17 protein-coding genes are annotated in these 18,398 nt (G+C 37.0%); 2 read left to right on the top strand and 15 right to left on the bottom strand.

Features of this window, described 5'->3' with window-relative positions; genetic code table 11:
• Positions 1 to 62 precede the first annotated feature (62 nt).
• From LRP83_RS03015 to LRP83_RS02970, 10 genes are all read right to left on the bottom strand, one after another.
• Entirely contained in the window at positions 63 to 575 is a 513-nt protein-coding gene (locus LRP83_RS03015) for a cupin domain-containing protein (RefSeq protein WP_230495332.1), read from the bottom strand.
• Positions 576 to 764: 189 nt separating this feature from the next.
• The gene (locus LRP83_RS03010) at positions 765 to 1,730 is read right to left on the bottom strand and encodes a quinone oxidoreductase family protein (protein WP_230495190.1); all 966 of its coding nucleotides are present in this window, start codon (positions 1,728 to 1,730) and stop codon (positions 765 to 767) included.
• Positions 1,731 to 1,952: 222 nt separating this feature from the next.
• Positions 1,953 to 2,705 (bottom strand): hypothetical protein, encoded by a 753-nt coding sequence (locus LRP83_RS03005; RefSeq protein ID WP_230495189.1) that lies wholly within the window; start codon positions 2,703 to 2,705, stop codon positions 1,953 to 1,955.
• 484 nt (positions 2,706 to 3,189) lie between these two features.
• Positions 3,190 to 3,963 carry a TerC family protein gene (locus LRP83_RS03000; RefSeq protein WP_230495188.1) on the bottom strand — a complete coding sequence of 258 codons (774 nt, stop codon included), beginning with the start codon at positions 3,961 to 3,963 and terminating at the stop codon, positions 3,190 to 3,192.
• A gap of 296 nt (positions 3,964 to 4,259) precedes the next feature.
• Positions 4,260 to 4,685, bottom strand: coding sequence for a VOC family protein (locus tag LRP83_RS02995; protein WP_230495187.1), 426 nt, complete (start codon positions 4,683 to 4,685; stop codon positions 4,260 to 4,262).
• 139 nt (positions 4,686 to 4,824) lie between these two features.
• Positions 4,825 to 5,379, bottom strand: coding sequence for a GNAT family N-acetyltransferase (locus LRP83_RS02990; protein WP_230495186.1), 555 nt, complete (start codon positions 5,377 to 5,379; stop codon positions 4,825 to 4,827).
• A gap of 40 nt (positions 5,380 to 5,419) precedes the next feature.
• The gene (locus LRP83_RS02985; RefSeq protein WP_230495185.1) at positions 5,420 to 7,093 is read right to left on the bottom strand and encodes a hypothetical protein; all 1,674 of its coding nucleotides are present in this window, start codon (positions 7,091 to 7,093) and stop codon (positions 5,420 to 5,422) included.
• A 453-nt stretch (positions 7,094 to 7,546) separates the two neighbouring features.
• Positions 7,547 to 9,049, bottom strand: coding sequence for an aminotransferase class V-fold PLP-dependent enzyme (locus tag LRP83_RS02980; protein WP_230495184.1), 1,503 nt, complete (start codon positions 9,047 to 9,049; stop codon positions 7,547 to 7,549).
• A gap of 229 nt (positions 9,050 to 9,278) precedes the next feature.
• Complete coding sequence (locus LRP83_RS02975) at positions 9,279 to 10,895, bottom strand: DUF4179 domain-containing protein (RefSeq protein ID WP_230495183.1); 1,617 nt, start codon at positions 10,893 to 10,895, stop codon at positions 9,279 to 9,281.
• Positions 10,873 to 11,439, bottom strand: coding sequence for an RNA polymerase sigma factor (locus LRP83_RS02970; protein WP_230495182.1), 567 nt, complete (start codon positions 11,437 to 11,439; stop codon positions 10,873 to 10,875). The genes LRP83_RS02975 and LRP83_RS02970 overlap by 23 nt, the downstream gene beginning before the upstream one ends.
• Positions 11,440 to 11,835: 396 nt before the next feature.
• Between LRP83_RS02970 and LRP83_RS02965 the strand changes: the two genes are divergently transcribed.
• On the top strand, positions 11,836 to 12,102 hold the full coding sequence (locus LRP83_RS02965; RefSeq protein WP_230495181.1) for a hypothetical protein: 267 nt from the start codon (positions 11,836 to 11,838) through the stop codon (positions 12,100 to 12,102).
• A gap of 103 nt (positions 12,103 to 12,205) precedes the next feature.
• On the opposite strand, the gene LRP83_RS02960 is transcribed toward LRP83_RS02965, so the two are convergent.
• Positions 12,206 to 12,625, bottom strand: coding sequence for a hypothetical protein (locus tag LRP83_RS02960; protein WP_230495180.1), 420 nt, complete (start codon positions 12,623 to 12,625; stop codon positions 12,206 to 12,208).
• A 262-nt stretch (positions 12,626 to 12,887) separates the two neighbouring features.
• Between LRP83_RS02960 and LRP83_RS02955 the strand changes: the two genes are divergently transcribed.
• Entirely contained in the window at positions 12,888 to 13,895 is a 1,008-nt protein-coding gene (locus LRP83_RS02955; protein WP_230495179.1) for a DUF3231 family protein, read from the top strand.
• A gap of 126 nt (positions 13,896 to 14,021) precedes the next feature.
• Here the strand turns inward: LRP83_RS02955 and qoxD are convergent, their stop codons facing one another.
• The 4 genes from qoxD to qoxA all read right to left on the bottom strand — a co-directional run bounded on the left by qoxD (position 14,022) and on the right by qoxA (position 17,837).
• Positions 14,022 to 14,303, bottom strand: coding sequence for a cytochrome aa3 quinol oxidase subunit IV (gene qoxD, locus LRP83_RS02950; protein WP_230495178.1), 282 nt, complete (start codon positions 14,301 to 14,303; stop codon positions 14,022 to 14,024).
• A gap of 2 nt (positions 14,304 to 14,305) precedes the next feature.
• Entirely contained in the window at positions 14,306 to 14,902 is a 597-nt protein-coding gene (gene qoxC, locus LRP83_RS02945) for a cytochrome aa3 quinol oxidase subunit III (protein WP_230495177.1), read from the bottom strand.
• 1 nt (position 14,903) lies between these two features.
• On the bottom strand, positions 14,904 to 16,847 hold the full coding sequence (qoxB, locus tag LRP83_RS02940) for a cytochrome aa3 quinol oxidase subunit I (RefSeq protein WP_230495176.1): 1,944 nt from the start codon (positions 16,845 to 16,847) through the stop codon (positions 14,904 to 14,906).
• A gap of 72 nt (positions 16,848 to 16,919) precedes the next feature.
• Positions 16,920 to 17,837, bottom strand: coding sequence for a cytochrome aa3 quinol oxidase subunit II (gene qoxA / locus LRP83_RS02935; protein WP_230495175.1), 918 nt, complete (start codon positions 17,835 to 17,837; stop codon positions 16,920 to 16,922).
• Between the last annotated feature and the right edge of the window lie 561 nt (positions 17,838 to 18,398).

Raw genomic sequence — 18,398 nt, 5'->3', positions numbered from 1 at the left:
CAAGGATTGAAACTTCAACTGACAAGAATCTTAGTTAACGAAGGACAAAAGCTTACCTAGTTTCATTTAGATTTGTATGCCATCTTCCTTATGATTTGTTCGTGTTCAGGGTATTCCTTCAACAAATCATCCTGGTAAAATAACTCAAAGTCTTCAAAATCAAATCCTGGTGAAACCATACAGCCAACTAAGGAGAAGCCTTCCTCTTCCATCACGGACGAGCCAAAGATTGAATTTTTTGGAACCAAAACTTGAGGTAGTTCTCCCTTATCTAGATTTAATCCTAATTTCATTTCTTTATATTCCCCACGTTCATCTATTACATGAATGGTTAACGGACTGCCAGCATGGTAATACCATAATTCATCAGATTTAAGTCTATGAAAATGAGATATATCATGGGACCTTAATAGAAAATAAATGCTTGTAAAAAGTTTCCGGTTATTTCCATGCTCCATCCTTCCATTATCTGAAATGATTACATCAGATTGGAAGGAACTTTTATAAAATCCCCCTTCAGGATGTGCACTTAGACCAAGACTGTTTATCCAATAACTAGCATCTCTCAAATTAATTCTCCTTTACAGTGATGGAATTCAAACATTATGTCGCATAATTTATTAACCACTATTATAACCATTGTCGATAATAAGACAAAAAAAGAAATAGACACCTAGCCCTGGTGACTATTTATCAAATACCTATTATAGATTATCAAGCTCACTAATAATCTGTGATTTCAACGGTTACTCCATGCTCTTCCTCTATGGTATTAACAAAATTTTTCCCGTGCTCTTGCGACTTTCTAAGTATGTGTGAGCATCTTGTCCATTACTCAACGTATATAAATTCGGGTGAGAAACTACAATTTTTCCTTCTTCCATCCATCCGAATAGTTCGTTTGAACGAGATACTCGCTCTTCATGAGAAGTTATAACATTCCAAAGGTCTCCACCCGTCAAGGTTTTGGAGGTATCCATTAGCATACGTGGATCAATAGGAGCTGGATCTCCACCTGCCATTCCATAGAAAACCACCGTGCCACCAATACGAGTTGCTCCGAAGCTTTCATCGAGTGTGGAGCCGACCGATTCGTAGACAACATCTACACCTCTACCGTTTGTTTCCTCAAGTACTTTCCGTTTCCAGTCATCTTTGTACATGAAAACTGTATCGGCTCCTATTGCTTTTGCAGAAGCTGCTTTTTCGATTGACGAAGTTAAACCGATGACCTTGCCACCGAGGAGCTTGACGATTTGAACGAGTAGTTGCCCAACACCTCCAGCAGCAGCGTGCACGAGTACTACATCATTCTTTTTCACCTTATAGCTATCTTTTGTTAAATAATGTGCCGTCATTCCTTGCAATAACACAGAGGCAGCTTCATTAAACGATATCTTCGCTGGAAGTGGAATAGCCTTCTCCTTTGGAACCGCTACAAGCTCTGCATTGGCATAAGGAACATCAGCAAAGGCAATACGGTCGCCTACTTTCACACCTTCCACGTTTTCCCCAACTTGTTCCACAATCCCAGCACCTTCATAACCTAAAATGTATGGGGGCTGACCAACAAGATGGTAATTACCTTTTCTTCTATAAATATCCGCAAAATTTAAACCAATCGCTTTCATTTTAACTAGTATCTCATCTGGATTGTGGACAGGTTCCTCCACATCCCTATATTCGAGTACTTCTGGACCTCCAAATGTATTAAATACGAGTGCTTTCATTATATGTACCTCATTATTTTAAATTTTTTGAACAGAAGCACGGGGAAATCTAAAAAGCCGTAATTTATTGATTACGGCTTCCACTTATTATCTTGCTACCTCTTAAAACTTATTCAATTCAGCAGAATTAAAACCTTTACCACTTGGGGGTCAGGCACTGTAGTTAAAAATTCAAATCATACATTTAACCTTAAATAGGATTGTCTTAGTTCGCTATTAATTTTATTTAACTGGTTTTGTTTCTACCGAATATATTTTCAACACATCGCCATCAAACTTAAAGGTATAGACACTTTTATTTTTTTGTCTTTTCATTTCAGATGATGTATCATTATGATTTAATTTTATATCAATATTCTCTCTTACGGATAATTCGAAAGTATCGTCAATGAGTTTATATTTAGGATTAATGAAGTTCAATTCTACATCATTATAATCCAGATTGTCTGGAAGCTTTGGATAAGAAACATCCCCATTCATATCTGGGTGAATTATATTTTTCAATTGGGCTGAATCTTTAGCTAAATTTAAATAGATAAATTGCTCCACTAAATCCATAGCTTGTTCTTCAATAATATTAAAAGGTACTTTAGCCTTTGAGGTTATATCAAATTGCATCTTTTCGCTAGTATAGGTTGGCTTTTGATCCTCATAAGCGTCTTTATAATTTAACCTAACGGTATCACCGATATTAAAATTCACATTAGCTAACTTATACTCGAAGGAGGACTCATTTTCAACTAGGTCAGAAACCTTATCTTGATAAATAAATTGTTTATTGTTCACCTTAAAGATGACTTTTGCATCATTCGTATCTTTATTAATAACCACTTGTCGTTCTGTAACAACACCACTTATTTCTGCCACATGTGTGAATACATACATACTAAACGCTAATCCTAAAACGGCCAGACAGGAAAAGATTATTTTCATATTTTTCGTTACCTTAATATCGGGAATGTCGTATCGCATCATTTTCCTCCATTGGTGATTTTGATAAAAGTAATCAGTACCTACAAGGTTGCTAAAGTATTATTTTTAAATAATACCATATTTCAGTTAAACAAACCATTTTGACATTGATACCAATCAAGAAATACTTTATTGAACAGTAACCTGGATTTTACAGTATAAAAGGCTGTTTTCGTTAAGGTTGTTGTTTCTCGTATGATAATGGCTAATTCGGACACGATTCTCCTTGATTGGACTATTGCTGTCCGAATGAGCCTCTGATTCGGACATGATTCCCCTTGAATCGAACATTGCTGTCCGAATATACCACTGGTTCGATTTCGATTACTTTCGTATGGATCAACCTATCTAAAGTTATCCTTAAGTAGTATACAAATAAGTACCGAGAGCAACAAAGTTCTCGAACGAAAAGAACCTTACAAAAAAACACAGAAGTCCTAAGGCAATTGGCTGTTGGACTTCTGCTTAAATGAATATCAAATCTATGTTAAGTGTGATCTTCTTGTAACGATTTATTCCCCGATGCAAACCAACCCAAAAGAGCTATTCCTACTAATACTCCATAAAAGGTTAAAGACCAAACCGTACTGTGGGGGAATTGATTGTCAAGTACACCTATATCCTCATGGGCAAGAGTAATGACAGCAAGCTTCACACCTACCCAGGCCACAATCGCATAGGCTGTTGTTTCTAAAGCTGGGCGCTTGGCAAGGAGTTGCACTAACCAGGTTGCTGCAAATTTAATTAAGACTAGCCCAGCAATTCCGCCTAAAACAACAACTAAAAATTGACCTCCATCCATACCTCCGAAATTACCTAGTGGTGAATCTGGTAGACCAAGGGCAATTGCAACTGCAGCTAATATCGAATCAATCGCAAACGCAAGGTCAGCTAAGGCAATCTTTCCAACTGTTGGCCAGAAACCTATACCAGCTGCTTTCTTTTGATCATCTTTATCAATATTGTTATTTTCTTTCCCAAACCGTATTTGAATGATATTCTTTAATCCGAGGTAAAGAAGGTAAGCTGCTCCTATCGCCTGTATTTGCCAGACATCTGCAATAAAAGAAAGCGCAAAAAGAGCTGCAAATCGGAAAGCGAAGGACATAAGCAATCCGAAATTTATCGCTTTTTTCTTCTGCTCCTCTGGCAAATGCTTGGCCATAACTGCCAGTACCAGTGCATTATCTGCTGAAAGCAATCCTTCCAATCCGATAAGAATTAACAATGCCCAAGCATACTCTATCCAAACTGACTCCATTCTTTTCTCTCCTTACAACTTCAATAGCGATTTGCTTTATGCTTAGGATTACCCTGTATGAAGGGAAGATACTCAATAATAGTGACCATTACTTTTTTTCCTCATAATGCACTTATTTAAGCATACGAACTTTCCACAGACTGTACGGAATAGAGATGCTCAGGCAAGAGAACACTATCTCCTATAAATGCATTTTCAAAAATGATTCGTCTCAAACTATGCTATTTTTTGCAAACAAAAAACACCGTAATCACACGGTGCAATTTGACAAGCATCTTTTTATTACTAAATTTTTTTTACTTTTGTCCCTCAGTGTAAATTTGAAAGGTTACACCGAACTTATCGGTTACGATCCCATATGCAGGGCTAAAGAAAGTTTCCTCAAGCGGCATTTTTACTTGGCCGCCTTGCTGCAAGGAATCAAACATTCGTTTTGATTTTTCAACATCGTCTGATGAAATACAGATCGTAACTTGATCTCCAATTTGACTTGCTTGGCCAGGGAAATTATCTGAGAACATGAGGTCAGATTCCCCAATTCTCACCATCGCGTGTGATACAAGTTCCTTCGCCTCGTTCGGGAGAGGGAATTCAGGATTTTCTGGCATTTCTCCAAACGTTTGGGAGAAAAGTAGTTCCGCATTCAGTGCTTCTCTGTAAAATTGAATCGCTTCCATTGCATTTCCATTCATCATCAAATAGGGTGATAGACGTATTGCCATAATGAAACAGCTCCTTGATTCTAATTTTTATTAAGCTTGAGTAACCGTGAGTGATTGGAACCACATACCATTATTACCCCATAATTGAATTATAAACTAAAGAACACATGTTCGTCAATTGAAAATAGAATTTTCAAATTCATTTATTTCTTTGTTTCCAATTTTCTCTTGTCAGTTTCATATTAATAGAGTCAATCCATTTCCCTTCATATTCTAGCTCGTTTTTATCTAAACTATCGAAAACAAAGCCAATTTTTTCATATACAGATCTGGCTCTAGGATTGAACTCATAAACACTCAGCGTTAATTGATTCAGGTTGGTGTGTTGGAATACATAATCAATTATAAGTTGAGTGGATTCTGTACCTAAGCCTCGGTTCCTTCCTCTAGGCCCAACCAAGATCCTAAAATTCATACTTTGCTTTATTTCATCATATAAGTTCACTACTACTTCACCCACTAAGTGGTTTTCAAACTTATCCACAATGGCAAGGTCTAAACGGTCGGTTTGCTCATTTCTTGAATTGTACCAATTGGTTATCGTTTCTCTATCAAATTCAGCTGTGCTTCCTGTAAGCTTTATCACCTCAGGGTCTTTCAAACATTCTTCTATAAAAGGAAAATCCTCCTCATTAAAAGGTCTTAGGATCACCTTCGCTCCCTCAATATGTGGTTTATTGCTTAAATCAACCATTGCTCACCCTCCTTGTCCTTACTCACACAATACTTTCCCATTAATTCAATATAATTGCTGGTTCTTTCAAATGGTTTGTTAACGCTTCAATAAGACCAACAAATTGCTTTTCATTCACATGGTTCTTTTTAATATTGAAAACGATTTGATTTTCTCTTGAATAAACTTCGATTTTACTTTTCGTTACCTTTAAGCTTTTAATCTCGTGGAGTGGAATTTCATAGGTATGCTTTCTCGTTTGATACACTAGTTTATGTCCCTCTATTCTTACTAAATAATTCTTCTTTTCTATTATTTTTATAAAAAATAACACCAGGGCCACTAAGGTAAGTGGCAGAAGGAAAACCATATTTCCGGGAGATGCTAAAGCCCCGATCCACTGAAGGATAATGATGGCACAGAAGCCTTGAAACACCGCAGAAAATCTAGGTTTATACTCGACATACACTTCTTTTTCACTACTTATAGTATTTTTTTCTCGTTTTTTCATAAAAATTTCAATGTGTTCCTCAATAGGACGATCATCAAACCGCTCAAAATCCGTATAGGTCCCTTCCCACATATAAATAGTGTCATCCCCTGCTTCTAGGCTATATGCCCCGACCCACCCGATCAGTGGATTCTCCCCATCAGCCGAAAAGGAAACTAAATAAAAACGAATCGGCTGTCCATAATAATTCTCGGTTTCAACACTGTCAACGATCACCATTTCAGACGGGAAATCCTCATAATCTGTCTCATCAAGCAAATGCTGAAATAAATGATTCTTGGCAAACCAGTGCTGCTTCTTCTCTTTAATTGGATAAAGAGATTCTTTATTGATATCCTCTAACTCATGATATAGCATCTCTGAGGTTTCAATATTTTCAGCACAACGCTGCAAAATCTCTTTATCAACCGGTATATGATGAACAAGAGCAACACGAATCGTAGTGACTTGTATTGTCGGATCTGGGAATGCTAAAGCATCCTTAATCAAGTTTTCTGTTTTTTTATTAGAGTAGTAGTATTCCATTAATGATAGATAAAGATTGAGCTGATCACGTAAGCGAAGATAATTCCCTTTCCAGGACATATAGACTGCCTTTGTAGAATAGGCGGCAAAATAATCTTGCATGCTTGCTAGTATCCGTTCATAATCTTCTACTAATTTTAAAGTAATCGTCTCCGTCTTAAAATCACTAATGAGCCCCTTCCGTATGGAAAAAGAAAGTGCCTGATAGAAATCGTTTCGGTAGGAATCTGCGAAGAGCTCCTTAGAGAATCTCGTAAGAATATCGACCAACCATAAAGGTTGATCGTACAAACCACTTATCGGAAAAATCGCCTCACCGGTTTTCAACTCTTCCTCGTATATGTTTAGAATTGCTTGGCGACAATTCTCCTCCCCAAATTCACATAAAAAATTCAAGGCAATATTCTTTCCCGCTGGACTGAAATTAGGGTAAAACCGAATTATCGTTTTCGTTAGACTCAGCTCTTTATAATCAGAAACAAATTTCAGAAGAAAATAGCATGGTTGATCCCAATCAGCAATAGGTTCGGCAAATGGATGCGCCGCTGTTTTTATTACATCATTTAAAAGATAAATGGATAATTCCTTGCCTCCAATGTTTTGTTCAAACTCATGAAGCTTATGGATGGCTTGAAACCGTTTTTGCGGTTTTTTACTTTTTATGTCTCCAAGGATGGCTCTTAGTTTTAATTCACTCATTTTAATTCCTCGATTCTATTTAAAGAAGTTGCGCCTTTACTTAGTTCGGTATCATTCCACTACTATAGGTTTGTGATTCTGATACTATATTCATTTCAACATTTTTATGTATTTTCCTTCAAACTTAGAGTAATTAGTGGTTCGTCGATGTGTACCCCACCGAGGACTTTCGCCACCTAGATAGTTGCCAAGCTTAATTTCATTCATTATATAAGAAATGCATTTGTTTGTTTAATAGATAATTGTTAAGAGTTTTACTTTTATTTTTTTTACAAACATCTATATCGACTAAAGCACCATCAATAAATCCTGCAAAAAAAATCAATAGCTGCGCTCCTGCAGCATAAAGGGTTGAATTAACTACACTAATACCTCCATTAAGCACCTCTTAGTGGAGCAACAGAAAAAAGGCTCTACTCCATATTTGAAGTAAAGCACCTGTTTTTGAAAAAATCATTTAAATCGAAAAAATGGCGACATATCTTCACGAATATGGTGGATATAAAAATAATCATTACTTGCTGAATCATAAACGTAGTCCTTCTTCCACTCATCAATGTTCTCTATTATTTCCCTTATCGCCTGAATAAAAGTTAGTATTTCTTCATCTGTCATAATTGGATGTATTGAAAATCGAACCCAACCAGGTTTAGCAAACAAATTTCCATGAGTAATTTTTTCAGTAATTTGTTTGGAGGTAGTCTTATCGATATTTAAGAGATAATGACCATATGTTCCAGCACATGAACATCCCCCTCTTACCTGAATGCCATATCTATCGTTTAATAGACGTACAATTAAATTATAATGAATGGTTTCAATATAAAACGAGACTATACCGATTCTATCCTTAATGTTTCCAGCTAATACTTGAACCTCTGGAAACTTTTCCAAATGGGAAAACAAAAGACTAAGCTGTTCTTTTTCCCTTTTTAAAATATTCTTTATTCCCATTTCACTTTTCAAATTCAAACAAAGTGCTGTCCGAATGGACTGTAGAATCCCCGGAGTGCCGCCATCTTCCCGCATCTCTATGTCATCGAAATATTTGTGTTCCCCCCAAGGATTGGTCCATAACACAGTTCCTCCGCCGGGATGGTCTGGGACTTTATTTGTGTAAATTCTCGAATCAAAGACCAATACTCCACTTGTCCCGGGACCTCCTAAGAACTTATGTGGAGAGAAAAATATCGCATCAAGTTTCTCAAGAGGATCTTCCGGATGCATATTGATCTCGACATACGGTGCTGATGCTGCAAAATCAACAAAACAAAGTCCTCCATGTTCATGCATAAGCTTGGCAAGCTTGTGATAAGGAGTTTGTATTCCTGTTACATTTGAACACGCTGTAAAGGAACCTATTTTCAGTTGACGGTCCTTATATACATTAAGCAGTTGTTCTAAATGATTTAAGTCCACCCTTCCTTCCCTATCTAAGTTTATCAAAATGACTTCCCCAAGTGTTTCGAGCCAAGATGTTTGGTTCGAATGGTGTTCCATATAGGTCATGAAAATGACCGGTTTTTCCCTTTCTGGAAGTTGCAGATGGTTTCTCCAAATCTCTGGTACTCTTAGCCCTAAGAGTCGTTGTAGTTTATTGACCACCGAGGTCATCCCAAAACCATCTAGGATTACGACATCATGTTTATCTGCATGAACATGTTCCTTAATAATTTTTTTTGACTGCTTGTATAACCCAGTCATCATTAAACTGGTTATATTCGACTCTGTATGGGTATTCGCCATAAAAGGTCCAACATCCACGGATATTTTTTTTTCAATAGGCTGATATAATCGCCCACTTGCTGTCCAGTCGGCATAAATGATTTTCTTTCTTCCATAGGGGGAATCAAATTCTTGGTTCAATCCGATCACATGTGAACGGAATGGTTGAAAATATTCTTCAAGGGTTTCCGGGATTCGAAACGTTTTACTTCCAATATTGGCTGTGATCATTTGTTCCACACCTTACACTTTTTATTCTGTTTTTAATATATGCAAGGCTCTTTAGCATAGTTTATTATTATTTTTCAAACCAAAAGAAAGACAGCAGAAGCTATTGTGACGGAATAAAAAAGGAATTCAGTTTATCAGGAACTATATAAAATGAAAGACGATTATGAATAAGTAAAAAAACGGCCACCATTGAGTATTTGGTGGCCGATTTTTTATATTATTATTTCCCTTAGTATAAAGGTACTTTCCATTTATCCTTGATTTCGTAGTAGCGATTAACGGATAGGAGTTGAAGAGTGAGTTCTTCTGGGATATCATCAGTAAAATCAAAGGATTGAAGGGTTGTTTTGGTTTTATAGCGGCCATTTTCATCGGTTTCGTCAAGAATTGAGCCGCTATGAACGGTCGAGTAGGTTCTGCCTTTGTTGTCGACTAATACCCAGTAACCAAGATTGGATGAGCGCGCTTCTTTGCCACCCTCCAATTCAATCTTCAAGACCCTTTCCTTTTTAATCGGAATAATTGACTTTTGCAAGGAGTAATCATTTTCGACTTTTGCTTCTTTCATCGTCACAAAGTTACCCTCATATTCAAATGTAACAGGCTGATTTTTCAACTCACTTGGCTTAAACGTAACGGCAAAATTGGCAGGCTCTGTTTTAAAGATACCATTCAAAACAAAGGTTAGCTTGCTATTTTTCTTTTGCGGAACAAAGGTATCAACCCAGGCAATATGACCAAGTTCAGCTAAAGTTTGGCCAGTTGCAAACAATCCGCCAGAGTCGCTTGGATGCCCTTTTCCTTCAAAAAACGTATTATGATGGGAAATGATTTTCCCCTCTTCATTTTCAATATGGTATTGTATATCATTACCATATCCAGTTAAGGAATGCTCTCCAAATCGTTGTTCCATATCTTGAATTTCCGTTTTATATCTTTCTAGTTCCTCTTTCACAAAAGAGGTCTCATACATTAATTCACTTGCTGACGGCGAGAAACGTATTTCCTTCATATTAATAGAAACACCATGTTGAGTGGTAGCAGCATTCATTAAAGAAACCGATTTGGTAGCCTGAAGACTTTGTCTTAAATCAACAGGAACCATTAGCTTCCAATTTCCTTCTTTACCTGCTATTTCTGTTAAATCAAACTGAACATTCAGCTGTTCCGGTACTTGCTGGCCATGTAAAATAAATTCAAATTGACCGTATTCCTCTTGATTTCCCCAGCTCATGCTAGATAAGTCAATTTTTTTTCCATTCAAATCTGCTGCCGTAATACGGTTTTTGCGTTCTTGCAAATCAATGTAAGGCTTTTTCGCCTTACCATTTTCATCTAATACTTGATAAGAGAAAGCAATCCGAGAAGAATCAGCCATAACATCTTCCACCTTGAAAATTAAACCGTTGTCTGTTACTTCTTTATTCACAGGAGTGACAAAGCCTTCCCTAGAGGCCATTTGCAACCCTTCATCGACGCGATCGGAAGAGAATAATCCGCCAATCCACCCTGCTAATGCAGGGCTAAAAGTTGCACTAATCCCTACAGTTATCGTCAAACCTGCTGCTGCAGCTAAAATCCGTTTCCAAGGAGTCATTCTCTTTTTCGGTAAAACTGGCACAGACTTATATGGCTCCAATTGATCCATAATATCAGATGTGAAATGCTCTGGTAAGGTCGGGGTTTGCAAGGTTTCTTTAAAAAACAGATTATCATTTTGGAACTCTTCTAACTTACTAAAACAATACGAACAGGTACTGACATGCTTCTTGATTTCAGCTAATTCCTGCTCCTCTAGTAGTTGATCCGCAAACTGTAAAAGCTTATCTTCCGCTGGACATTTCATGAAAGTAACCTCCTTCTTGGTTTACACTTTTTCGCATTTTTATCTTCGCTCGATGCAGCTTGTTTCTAACCGTCGTAACCGGTATATCCAACAGCTCGCTGATTTCGTCATAGCTTAATTCATTGACATATCGTAAAAGGATGATCATCCGTTCATCCTCTGGAAGAGTAGCAACAATTCTCTCAAGCTGACGACTTCTTTCTTTTTTCAAAAAAATAACTTCCGGATGTGAAGGATTTTCATACATTTCCTCACTTAGCTCTACCTTTTGAATGTGGTGGCTTTTCTTTCGGAATTCATCTAAGCAGTGATTGATGGCAACTCGGTAAATCCAACTGGAAAAGGAGCCTTTACCATCATATTTTCCAAGCTGGTGATACACTTTAATAAATGCCTCCTGAACGAAGTCCTGTGCGTCCTGAGGATTTTTCGTCATTCGTAAAATCGTTGCATATAATTGATTTTTATATTTATTGATAATATGGGTGTATGAATACTTATTCCCTGCCAACACTTCTTGGATCCACAATGTTTCCTCTTGCATGATAACCTCCTACCTGAAATAAAACGAACATGCGCATGTCTCGTTTGGGTACTTCAACTATATAAACGAGTTTTCTTGGTAATTAATTTCAATTTTATCAAAAAAAATATAATTCTTTTTAAAATGGGGGGCGCGTGAGAATGAAATGAAGATTGTTGCAGACTGGAGAAGGTGCTGAAGACCTTTTAATCGACAAAACGATTTTCATTTACGTTTTTCCAACTGGCATTTAAACAGAAGAAGAAATTGGTTTCAAAGGGCTTCAAAAACAAGCTAGCTTAATAGGTTAATCTTTCTAATATGTCAAGAATAAACTATCTTATTTTTAAAAAAGTTTGACAAATTTGTGAACAAATACAATAATAAGGTAATAGAATAATGGTGGAGATGATTGAAATGGAATCTAAAGAAAAAATACTGAATGTTGTAAAAATTCTAGGATCTACTGTGCTGGGCATCGGCATCATCATGTTTTTACTTGGTTTATTTGTGAGCGATTACACCATCCTAACATCCATCGGAATCGGAACAGTCATGGGCGCTGTATTTATCTTTCTTATTGGCGTATTTTTTGTCGCTACAGAAGAAATGCTTTCGAAAACATCTAAAGGACATCAGATTATTCCACAGGCAGTAAAAAAAGAAACACCAGTATATAAGTAATTCTTGATAACGTAGAGAGATTTTCGAATAATCTATGTATGAAAAAGATTAGCCACAAAAAAGGTTGGGGTCCATTTTCGTTAGACCCCAACCTTTTTATGACTCATTGAAGAGTATTGTTATCTGAATCTTTTTGCTTAATGGATTGTTCTACTAAATGCTGAACCCCATAAATGATAATTGCCCAAATGAAACTCATTATACCCCAATGGCGTTTTTTCCACTTTTTAAATTTAAACACTCCAAGTTTTTGTGAGATAAAAAAATACGGGAAAGCATTAAATGAATCAATCACTAGATTTGCAAGTAAGTATTTAGGAAAATTTCCGTAAGTAAATTTAAAAATCCATAGTGTTCCAACAAAATAAGGGCCTAAAAAATATGTAAAATCTACCGCACCCGGAGATATAGGGTTTTTATTTTTCCACCACTTTTTCTTATTAGCAATAATACTTGTTGTACTTAGGAATAAATTAACAAGACTAGCGATCGGTAAAAATCTAAAAAATGAACGTTTTCCCATGAAAGGAACAGTTAGCCATGGAATGATTAACTGCGCTAAAGAGAATATCTTTTTCTTATTTATCCTCGCTCACTCCTAAAACGTATTTAGGAATATTCTTCACCTCTTTTTATAAAATAATGAGGGTTCGGTAAAAATCTTTTTTTCAAACTATACGGCTTCCTTTCCTACCAATAAAAATAATGATCCGATAAATATTTAGTACAAAATAAGGAAAGATATAAGAGGATTACTTGTCGATGTAATGGAGGTAGTACCCCTTATGCAAAGTGAAAATAACATTAAATTAACAGCTGCTGAAATTTCTGGACTTTGGTCCGCCTATATGAGCGATAGCCTATCCATTTGTGTGCTAAAATACTTCTTGGAAAAAGCAGAGGATCCAGAGATTCGTTCTGTAGTCGAATATGCACTGGAATTAGCACAGACACACATAGTAAAACTCACAGCTATCTTTAATGGTGAGGGTTTTCCGATTCCATATGGATTTAAAGAAGACGAAGATGTTGATATAACAGCCCCTAAATTATTTTCAGATGCTTACTTTATTTATTATCTTAAACAATGGAGTTCAATAGGATTAGAAGCTTATAGTCTTTCGCTTGCAATGGCAACTCGTTCTGATGTTTTTGGTTACTTTTCACAATGTATGGAAGAATCAAAGAAACTTCTCGAAAAAACAAATAATGTTTTATTATCTAAAGGTCTTTATATAAAAGCACCTTACGTTACGACTCCTAAAAAGGTCCATTTTGTTGAAAAACAGAGCTTTTTAACTGGTTGGTTTGGAGAACGTAGATCACTTACTACTTTAGAGGTATCGAATCTTTATGGTAATCTTCAAAGAAATGTGTTTGCGTTGACAACGTTCATTGGTTTTGGTCAAGTGGCAAAGTCAAAAGAAGTGGTTAACTTAATGCTAAGTGGAAAAGAAATTGCTTCAAAGCATATTGACATTTATAGTACTGTTTTAAAGGAAAATGACTTACCTGCTTCTATGTCTTGGGATAATCAAGTATTAGATTCGACTGTCAGTCCTTTTTCCGATAAATTAATACTGTTTCACGTAAATTCACTTGCTATTGGTGCTATTGGATATTACGGAACAAGTCTGGCAAGTAGTTCCAGAAGAGATTTATCTGCACATTATATGAGAATTTTAGTGGAAGTTCTAAAATATACGGAAGACGCAGCTGAACTCCTGATTGAAAATGGATGGATGGAACAACCCCCAATCGTTGTGGACCATGTTAAACTAGCTAAAACTTAGAACATCATAATGGAAGAAACAATCTTTAGCCGGTTTGGAACTAAAGAGCTAGTGATTGTCTTAATGATATTATTTCTCCACAAAAAAGGAACACCCGTTTAGGTGTTCCTTTCGTATGATAAAAGCTTACATATCCCAAACAAGCACAAGCAACGTTCCGAATATGGTCATTAGGGCAATGATGAGGCCATAGTATACGTTTGTATAAATAGCGCCTTTGTCTTCTGTTTCACCAGCATGCATAAACACAACGAGCTGGAGACCAGCTTGCAGGAATGCTGTTACAAGAAGGATAATCATTCCGGTTGAAAAGGATAGATTGAAAAAGTAAACAGAAAGCGCCACGGCTGTAAGGATTAATGAAAATACAAAGCCCATTACTTGTTTTAGCGGAAATAATTCGCTCATATTTACATCATTCCTTTCAAATAGATGAAGCTGAAAATAAAGATCCAAATGATGTCAAGGAAATGCCAGTAAAGTGAGAAAATAAATGATTTATTGGCTGTTTGCGGTGTAAGTCCGCGCTTCCACACTTGCAAAACGATAAAAAGTCCCCAGAAAAGCCCGATTGTCACGTGAATTCCATGTGTCCCTAAAGTTGTTAATAGGATTGATGTAAAGGCACTTGTTTGTAAGCCTGCACCCACATGAACATAATGGACAAATTCATAAATTTCTACACCGATAAATGCTAAACCCAGTAAGAGAGTGGTTATAAAGAACCCTATCATGGCTTTTTTTCTGCCTAGACGCATCGCATGAATTCCAAGACCAACCGTAAAACTACTTGTTAAAAGTAATAATGTTTCGATTAAGACTGGCGTAATCTCAAAAATCCCTGCTCCCGTTGGTCCTCCTGCTGTCCTTCCTACCAAGGTAAAATAGGTAGCAAAAAGAGTGGCAAACAGCATAATTTCTGCACCTAGGAAAATCCAAAATCCTAGGATTTTCAGTTTATTTTCTTCTGTACTATATTCAAGTGGAAGTGAGTGATCCATTTTCATTTTACGCACCTCGCAATCTTGTTTCAGTTTCTTCGATTTCTTCTACAGAGATGTAACGACCATGATCGTTTTCAAAAGAACGTAGAGCCATACAGACAAATATACCAATTGTTGTCACAATCACTGGAATCCATAAACTAAACACAAAAGAGAATCCCCATACAAAGAAGATACAACTCATGATAAACGGAATACCACTGTTATTTGGCATATGAATTTTTTCATATTCGCCTTTAAATATAACATGACCTTTCTTCTTCATATCCCAGAACGCTTCAATGGAATTAACCTGCGGTGTAATCGCAAAGTTGTATTCTGGCACCGGAGTATGTGTTGCCCACTCTAGTGTTCGTGCATCCCAAGGATCATTGCTGATATTTCTTGAAGCATAACGTGTGCTGTAATAGATGTTATACACAATCAACACAAAGCCAATCGCCATAATCCCGGCTCCAATAAACGAAACCATATTTAATGGTCCAAATCCAGTAGATTCAGAGTACGTAAACATTCTACGCGCCTGACCATCCAGACCCGTGATATACATCGGCATGAACGATAAGATAAATCCAATAGACAGTAACCATGCAGTCCATTTTCCTATTCTTTCATTCAACATGAAGCCAAACATTTTTGGCCAGTAATACGTAAGACCAGCTAGCATCGCGAATACCACACCAGGAATAATAACATTGTGGAAATGCGCGACTAAGAACATCGTATTATGGTATTGATAGTCCGCTGCTGACATCGCAAGCATGACCCCAGTCACCCCACCAAGTGTGAATAACGGAATGAAGAGCAAGGAATAAAGCATTGGTGTCGTAATCACTATTTTCCCTTTTCTCAAAGTAAGCAACCAGTTAAAAATCTTTACCCCTGTCGGAACAGCAATCGCCATCGTCGTAATCGAGAAGATACTATTCGTTAATGCTCCTTGACCCATTGTAAAGAAATGGTGGGCCCAAACTAAGAAAGATAACAGCGAGATGAGAACCATTGATCCAACCATAGACTTATAGCCATATAGATTACGGCGTGCAAAGGTAGAAATAATCTCACTATAGAGACCAAACGCAGGAAGTATAAGGATATAAACCTCAGGATGTCCCCACACCCAGAAAATATTGGCCCAAAGCATATCCATACCGCCATTATCCATTGTAAAGAAGTTAGTTCCGAATTGACGGTCCAAGGTACCCATTGCAAGCAATACGGCTAACACTGGGAACGCAAATACGATAATGACGTTTGCAATGAAAGCAGACCATGTGAACATCGGCATTTTCAGTAGTGTCATACCAGGTGCTCTCATTTTAAGAATAGTAGTGATAAAGTTGATCCCTGTCATTAGGGTACCAATTCCAGCGATTTGAATCGCAATCATATAATAATTGGTTCCAACTGACGTACTAAATTCATTACCTGCCAGCGGGAAATAAGATGTCCATCCCGCATCAGGAGAACCACCGATAATGAACGAGATGTTAAATAACATCGCTCCCATAAAGAACAACCAGAAGCTTAGGGCATTCAATCGTGGGAACGCAACATCACGAGCTCCAATTTGTAGTGGAATCACAAAGTTCATGAAAAACATAATAAATGGCATCGCCATAAATAGAATCATCACAATTCCATGTGTTGTGAAAATTTCATTATAATGCTGGGCATCCAATAATTTAAGGTCTGGTGCTGATAATTGAGCACGCATCATAATCGCATCTACTCCGCCACGGAATAACATGAGCAAAGCAGAGATCAAATACATGATACCAATACGCTTATGGTCAACGGTTGTTAACCATTCACGCCATAAATAACCCCATTTTTTAAAATAAGTTAAACCAGCCAAAACGGCGACGACTGTAAGCCCTATGGCAACCATCGAGGCATAGATAGCAAAACTTGGATGAGGTACCGCAAAACGTTCAAAGAAATCCATACAGTTGTGACTCCTTTCGAAAACAATTTATAGAAACATAGAAACAAATCTATTAATTAAGTGTTCATCTTCTTAATGATTGCTATGGTCAGAATGTCCTTCTGAAGTATCTTCTTCAGATACATGTGATTCTGTATTTTCTTCCGCTTCAGAGGATCCATGGTTATGACCTTCAGGTGCTGGTGAAAATTCTAAGTGTGTACCAGTGAATGTCATCCGTCCAAGATGACCTGGTTCTAATAATTCATCGAATTTCTCTTCAGTAATAGGTTCAGCAGTCTCTTTTACTTCTTTTACCCAATCATCAAACTCTTCTTGAGACATCGCTGTTACATCAAAGATATTTTGGGCAAAGCCTTTACCACTAAAATTTGCATTTCGGCCCATATATTCTCCTGGTACATCTGCTGCTAGATGGAGCGTGGTCACCATGTCAGCCATGGCATACTTTTGTCCTCCAAGCTGCGGAATCCAGAAACTTGTAATAGGTCCATAGGAATAAAGCTTAAATTCAAGTGCTCTGTCGGTCGGAATGTACAGGTAGTTAACTGTTTCAATTCCTTCTTCCGGATAGCTAAAGTGCCATTTCCAGTTAGAGGATGACGCATACACGACTAGAGGTTCTTTATCCTCATATCCTACTGGCTTTGACTCCACAATGTAGTTACTTTGAACAGATACAAAAGAAAGATACGCAACGATTAAAACAGGAATTCCCACACAGATGACTTCAACCCATATGTTCCCTTCCATGTGTGGTGGTTCATAATCGGCACTTTGTTTAGATGCACGATATTTTACTAGCATCGTGATGAGTAGTCCAAAGACAACAATAACAATAACAGACATGATTCCAATTGATAGCATAATATCACTAGCTTGCCTTTCTGCTTGTGGGCCTTTTGGGTCCAAAACAAGCAATGGCTCACAACCTGCTAATACTGCAGCAATAGTGATCATCATTCCAATTAATGCCCATTTTAGTTTCATAGATGTACCCCTCTCTATCTTTGATTTAATTATGCAAACAAATTCACAAACACATTTGCATTGAATAATATGTGATGTAGTTCACATACGATGTCTATCACCTATGATATGTGAATTCGTTCACAATTGAAAGCAAAATGATTTGTAGCTGTAGGTTAACACTATATCCATAATGTTAACATGTATTTCCTGTAATGAATTTCGTATTTGTGACAAATTTGTTAAGGATTTTTTTACTATCGCTAACAAAATTAATGAACTATATGTGAACATTAGAAAAGCGCATGCCCCCTTTTCATTAGACCATTTTCAAAGTTAAATACTTATCTATCAAAATTAAAGGGACGTACCTTCTGCTTCTATATAGAAGCGTGAGATACGTCCCTGAATGGTGAAACATAGTGGCGCAAGAGAAACTGGGTAGTGACAGACATTACTTAATTTGTAATTCTATTGTTTAACGTATTGATACCTAGCTAATATGATTTCGGGCACGATTAAGTTCTATTCGTTACCGTTTTCTACCTCTTCGGCTGGTTTCGGGCACGATTAGCTTCTATT

This window comes from Pseudoneobacillus rhizosphaerae, assembly GCF_917563885.1.
GTDB lineage: Bacteria > Bacillota > Bacilli > Bacillales > Cytobacillaceae > Pseudoneobacillus > Pseudoneobacillus rhizosphaerae.
Note: the sequence above shows the minus strand (reverse complement) of the source record. Positions and strands in the feature narration are given on the sequence as shown.

Excerpts from the sequence above, each read along its gene's own strand:
- qoxB (WP_230495176.1), bottom strand. The coding sequence starts at position 16,847 with ATGGATTTCTTTGAACGTTTTGCGGTACCTCATCCAAGTTTTGCTATC.
- LRP83_RS03005 (WP_230495189.1), bottom strand. The coding sequence starts at position 2,705 with ATGATGCGATACGACATTCCCGATATTAAGGTAACGAAAAATATGAAA.
- LRP83_RS02970 (WP_230495182.1), bottom strand. The coding sequence starts at position 11,439 with ATGCAAGAGGAAACATTGTGGATCCAAGAAGTGTTGGCAGGGAATAAG.
- LRP83_RS02995 (WP_230495187.1), bottom strand. The coding sequence starts at position 4,685 with ATGGCAATACGTCTATCACCCTATTTGATGATGAATGGAAATGCAATG.
- LRP83_RS02990 (WP_230495186.1), bottom strand. The coding sequence starts at position 5,379 with ATGGTTGATTTAAGCAATAAACCACATATTGAGGGAGCGAAGGTGATC.
- qoxC (WP_230495177.1), bottom strand. The coding sequence starts at position 14,902 with ATGAAAATGGATCACTCACTTCCACTTGAATATAGTACAGAAGAAAAT.
- LRP83_RS03000 (WP_230495188.1), bottom strand. The coding sequence starts at position 3,963 with ATGGAGTCAGTTTGGATAGAGTATGCTTGGGCATTGTTAATTCTTATC.
- LRP83_RS02975 (WP_230495183.1), bottom strand. The coding sequence starts at position 10,895 with ATGAAATGTCCAGCGGAAGATAAGCTTTTACAGTTTGCGGATCAACTA.
- LRP83_RS02985 (WP_230495185.1), bottom strand. The coding sequence starts at position 7,093 with ATGAGTGAATTAAAACTAAGAGCCATCCTTGGAGACATAAAAAGTAAA.
- LRP83_RS02960 (WP_230495180.1), bottom strand. The coding sequence starts at position 12,625 with ATGGGAAAACGTTCATTTTTTAGATTTTTACCGATCGCTAGTCTTGTT.
- LRP83_RS02955 (WP_230495179.1), top strand. The coding sequence starts at position 12,888 with ATGCAAAGTGAAAATAACATTAAATTAACAGCTGCTGAAATTTCTGGA.
- qoxD (WP_230495178.1), bottom strand. The coding sequence starts at position 14,303 with ATGAGCGAATTATTTCCGCTAAAACAAGTAATGGGCTTTGTATTTTCA.
- LRP83_RS02980 (WP_230495184.1), bottom strand. The coding sequence starts at position 9,049 with ATGATCACAGCCAATATTGGAAGTAAAACGTTTCGAATCCCGGAAACC.
- LRP83_RS02965 (WP_230495181.1), top strand. The coding sequence starts at position 11,836 with ATGGAATCTAAAGAAAAAATACTGAATGTTGTAAAAATTCTAGGATCT.
- qoxA (WP_230495175.1), bottom strand. The coding sequence starts at position 17,837 with ATGAAACTAAAATGGGCATTAATTGGAATGATGATCACTATTGCTGCA.
- LRP83_RS03010 (WP_230495190.1), bottom strand. The coding sequence starts at position 1,730 with ATGAAAGCACTCGTATTTAATACATTTGGAGGTCCAGAAGTACTCGAA.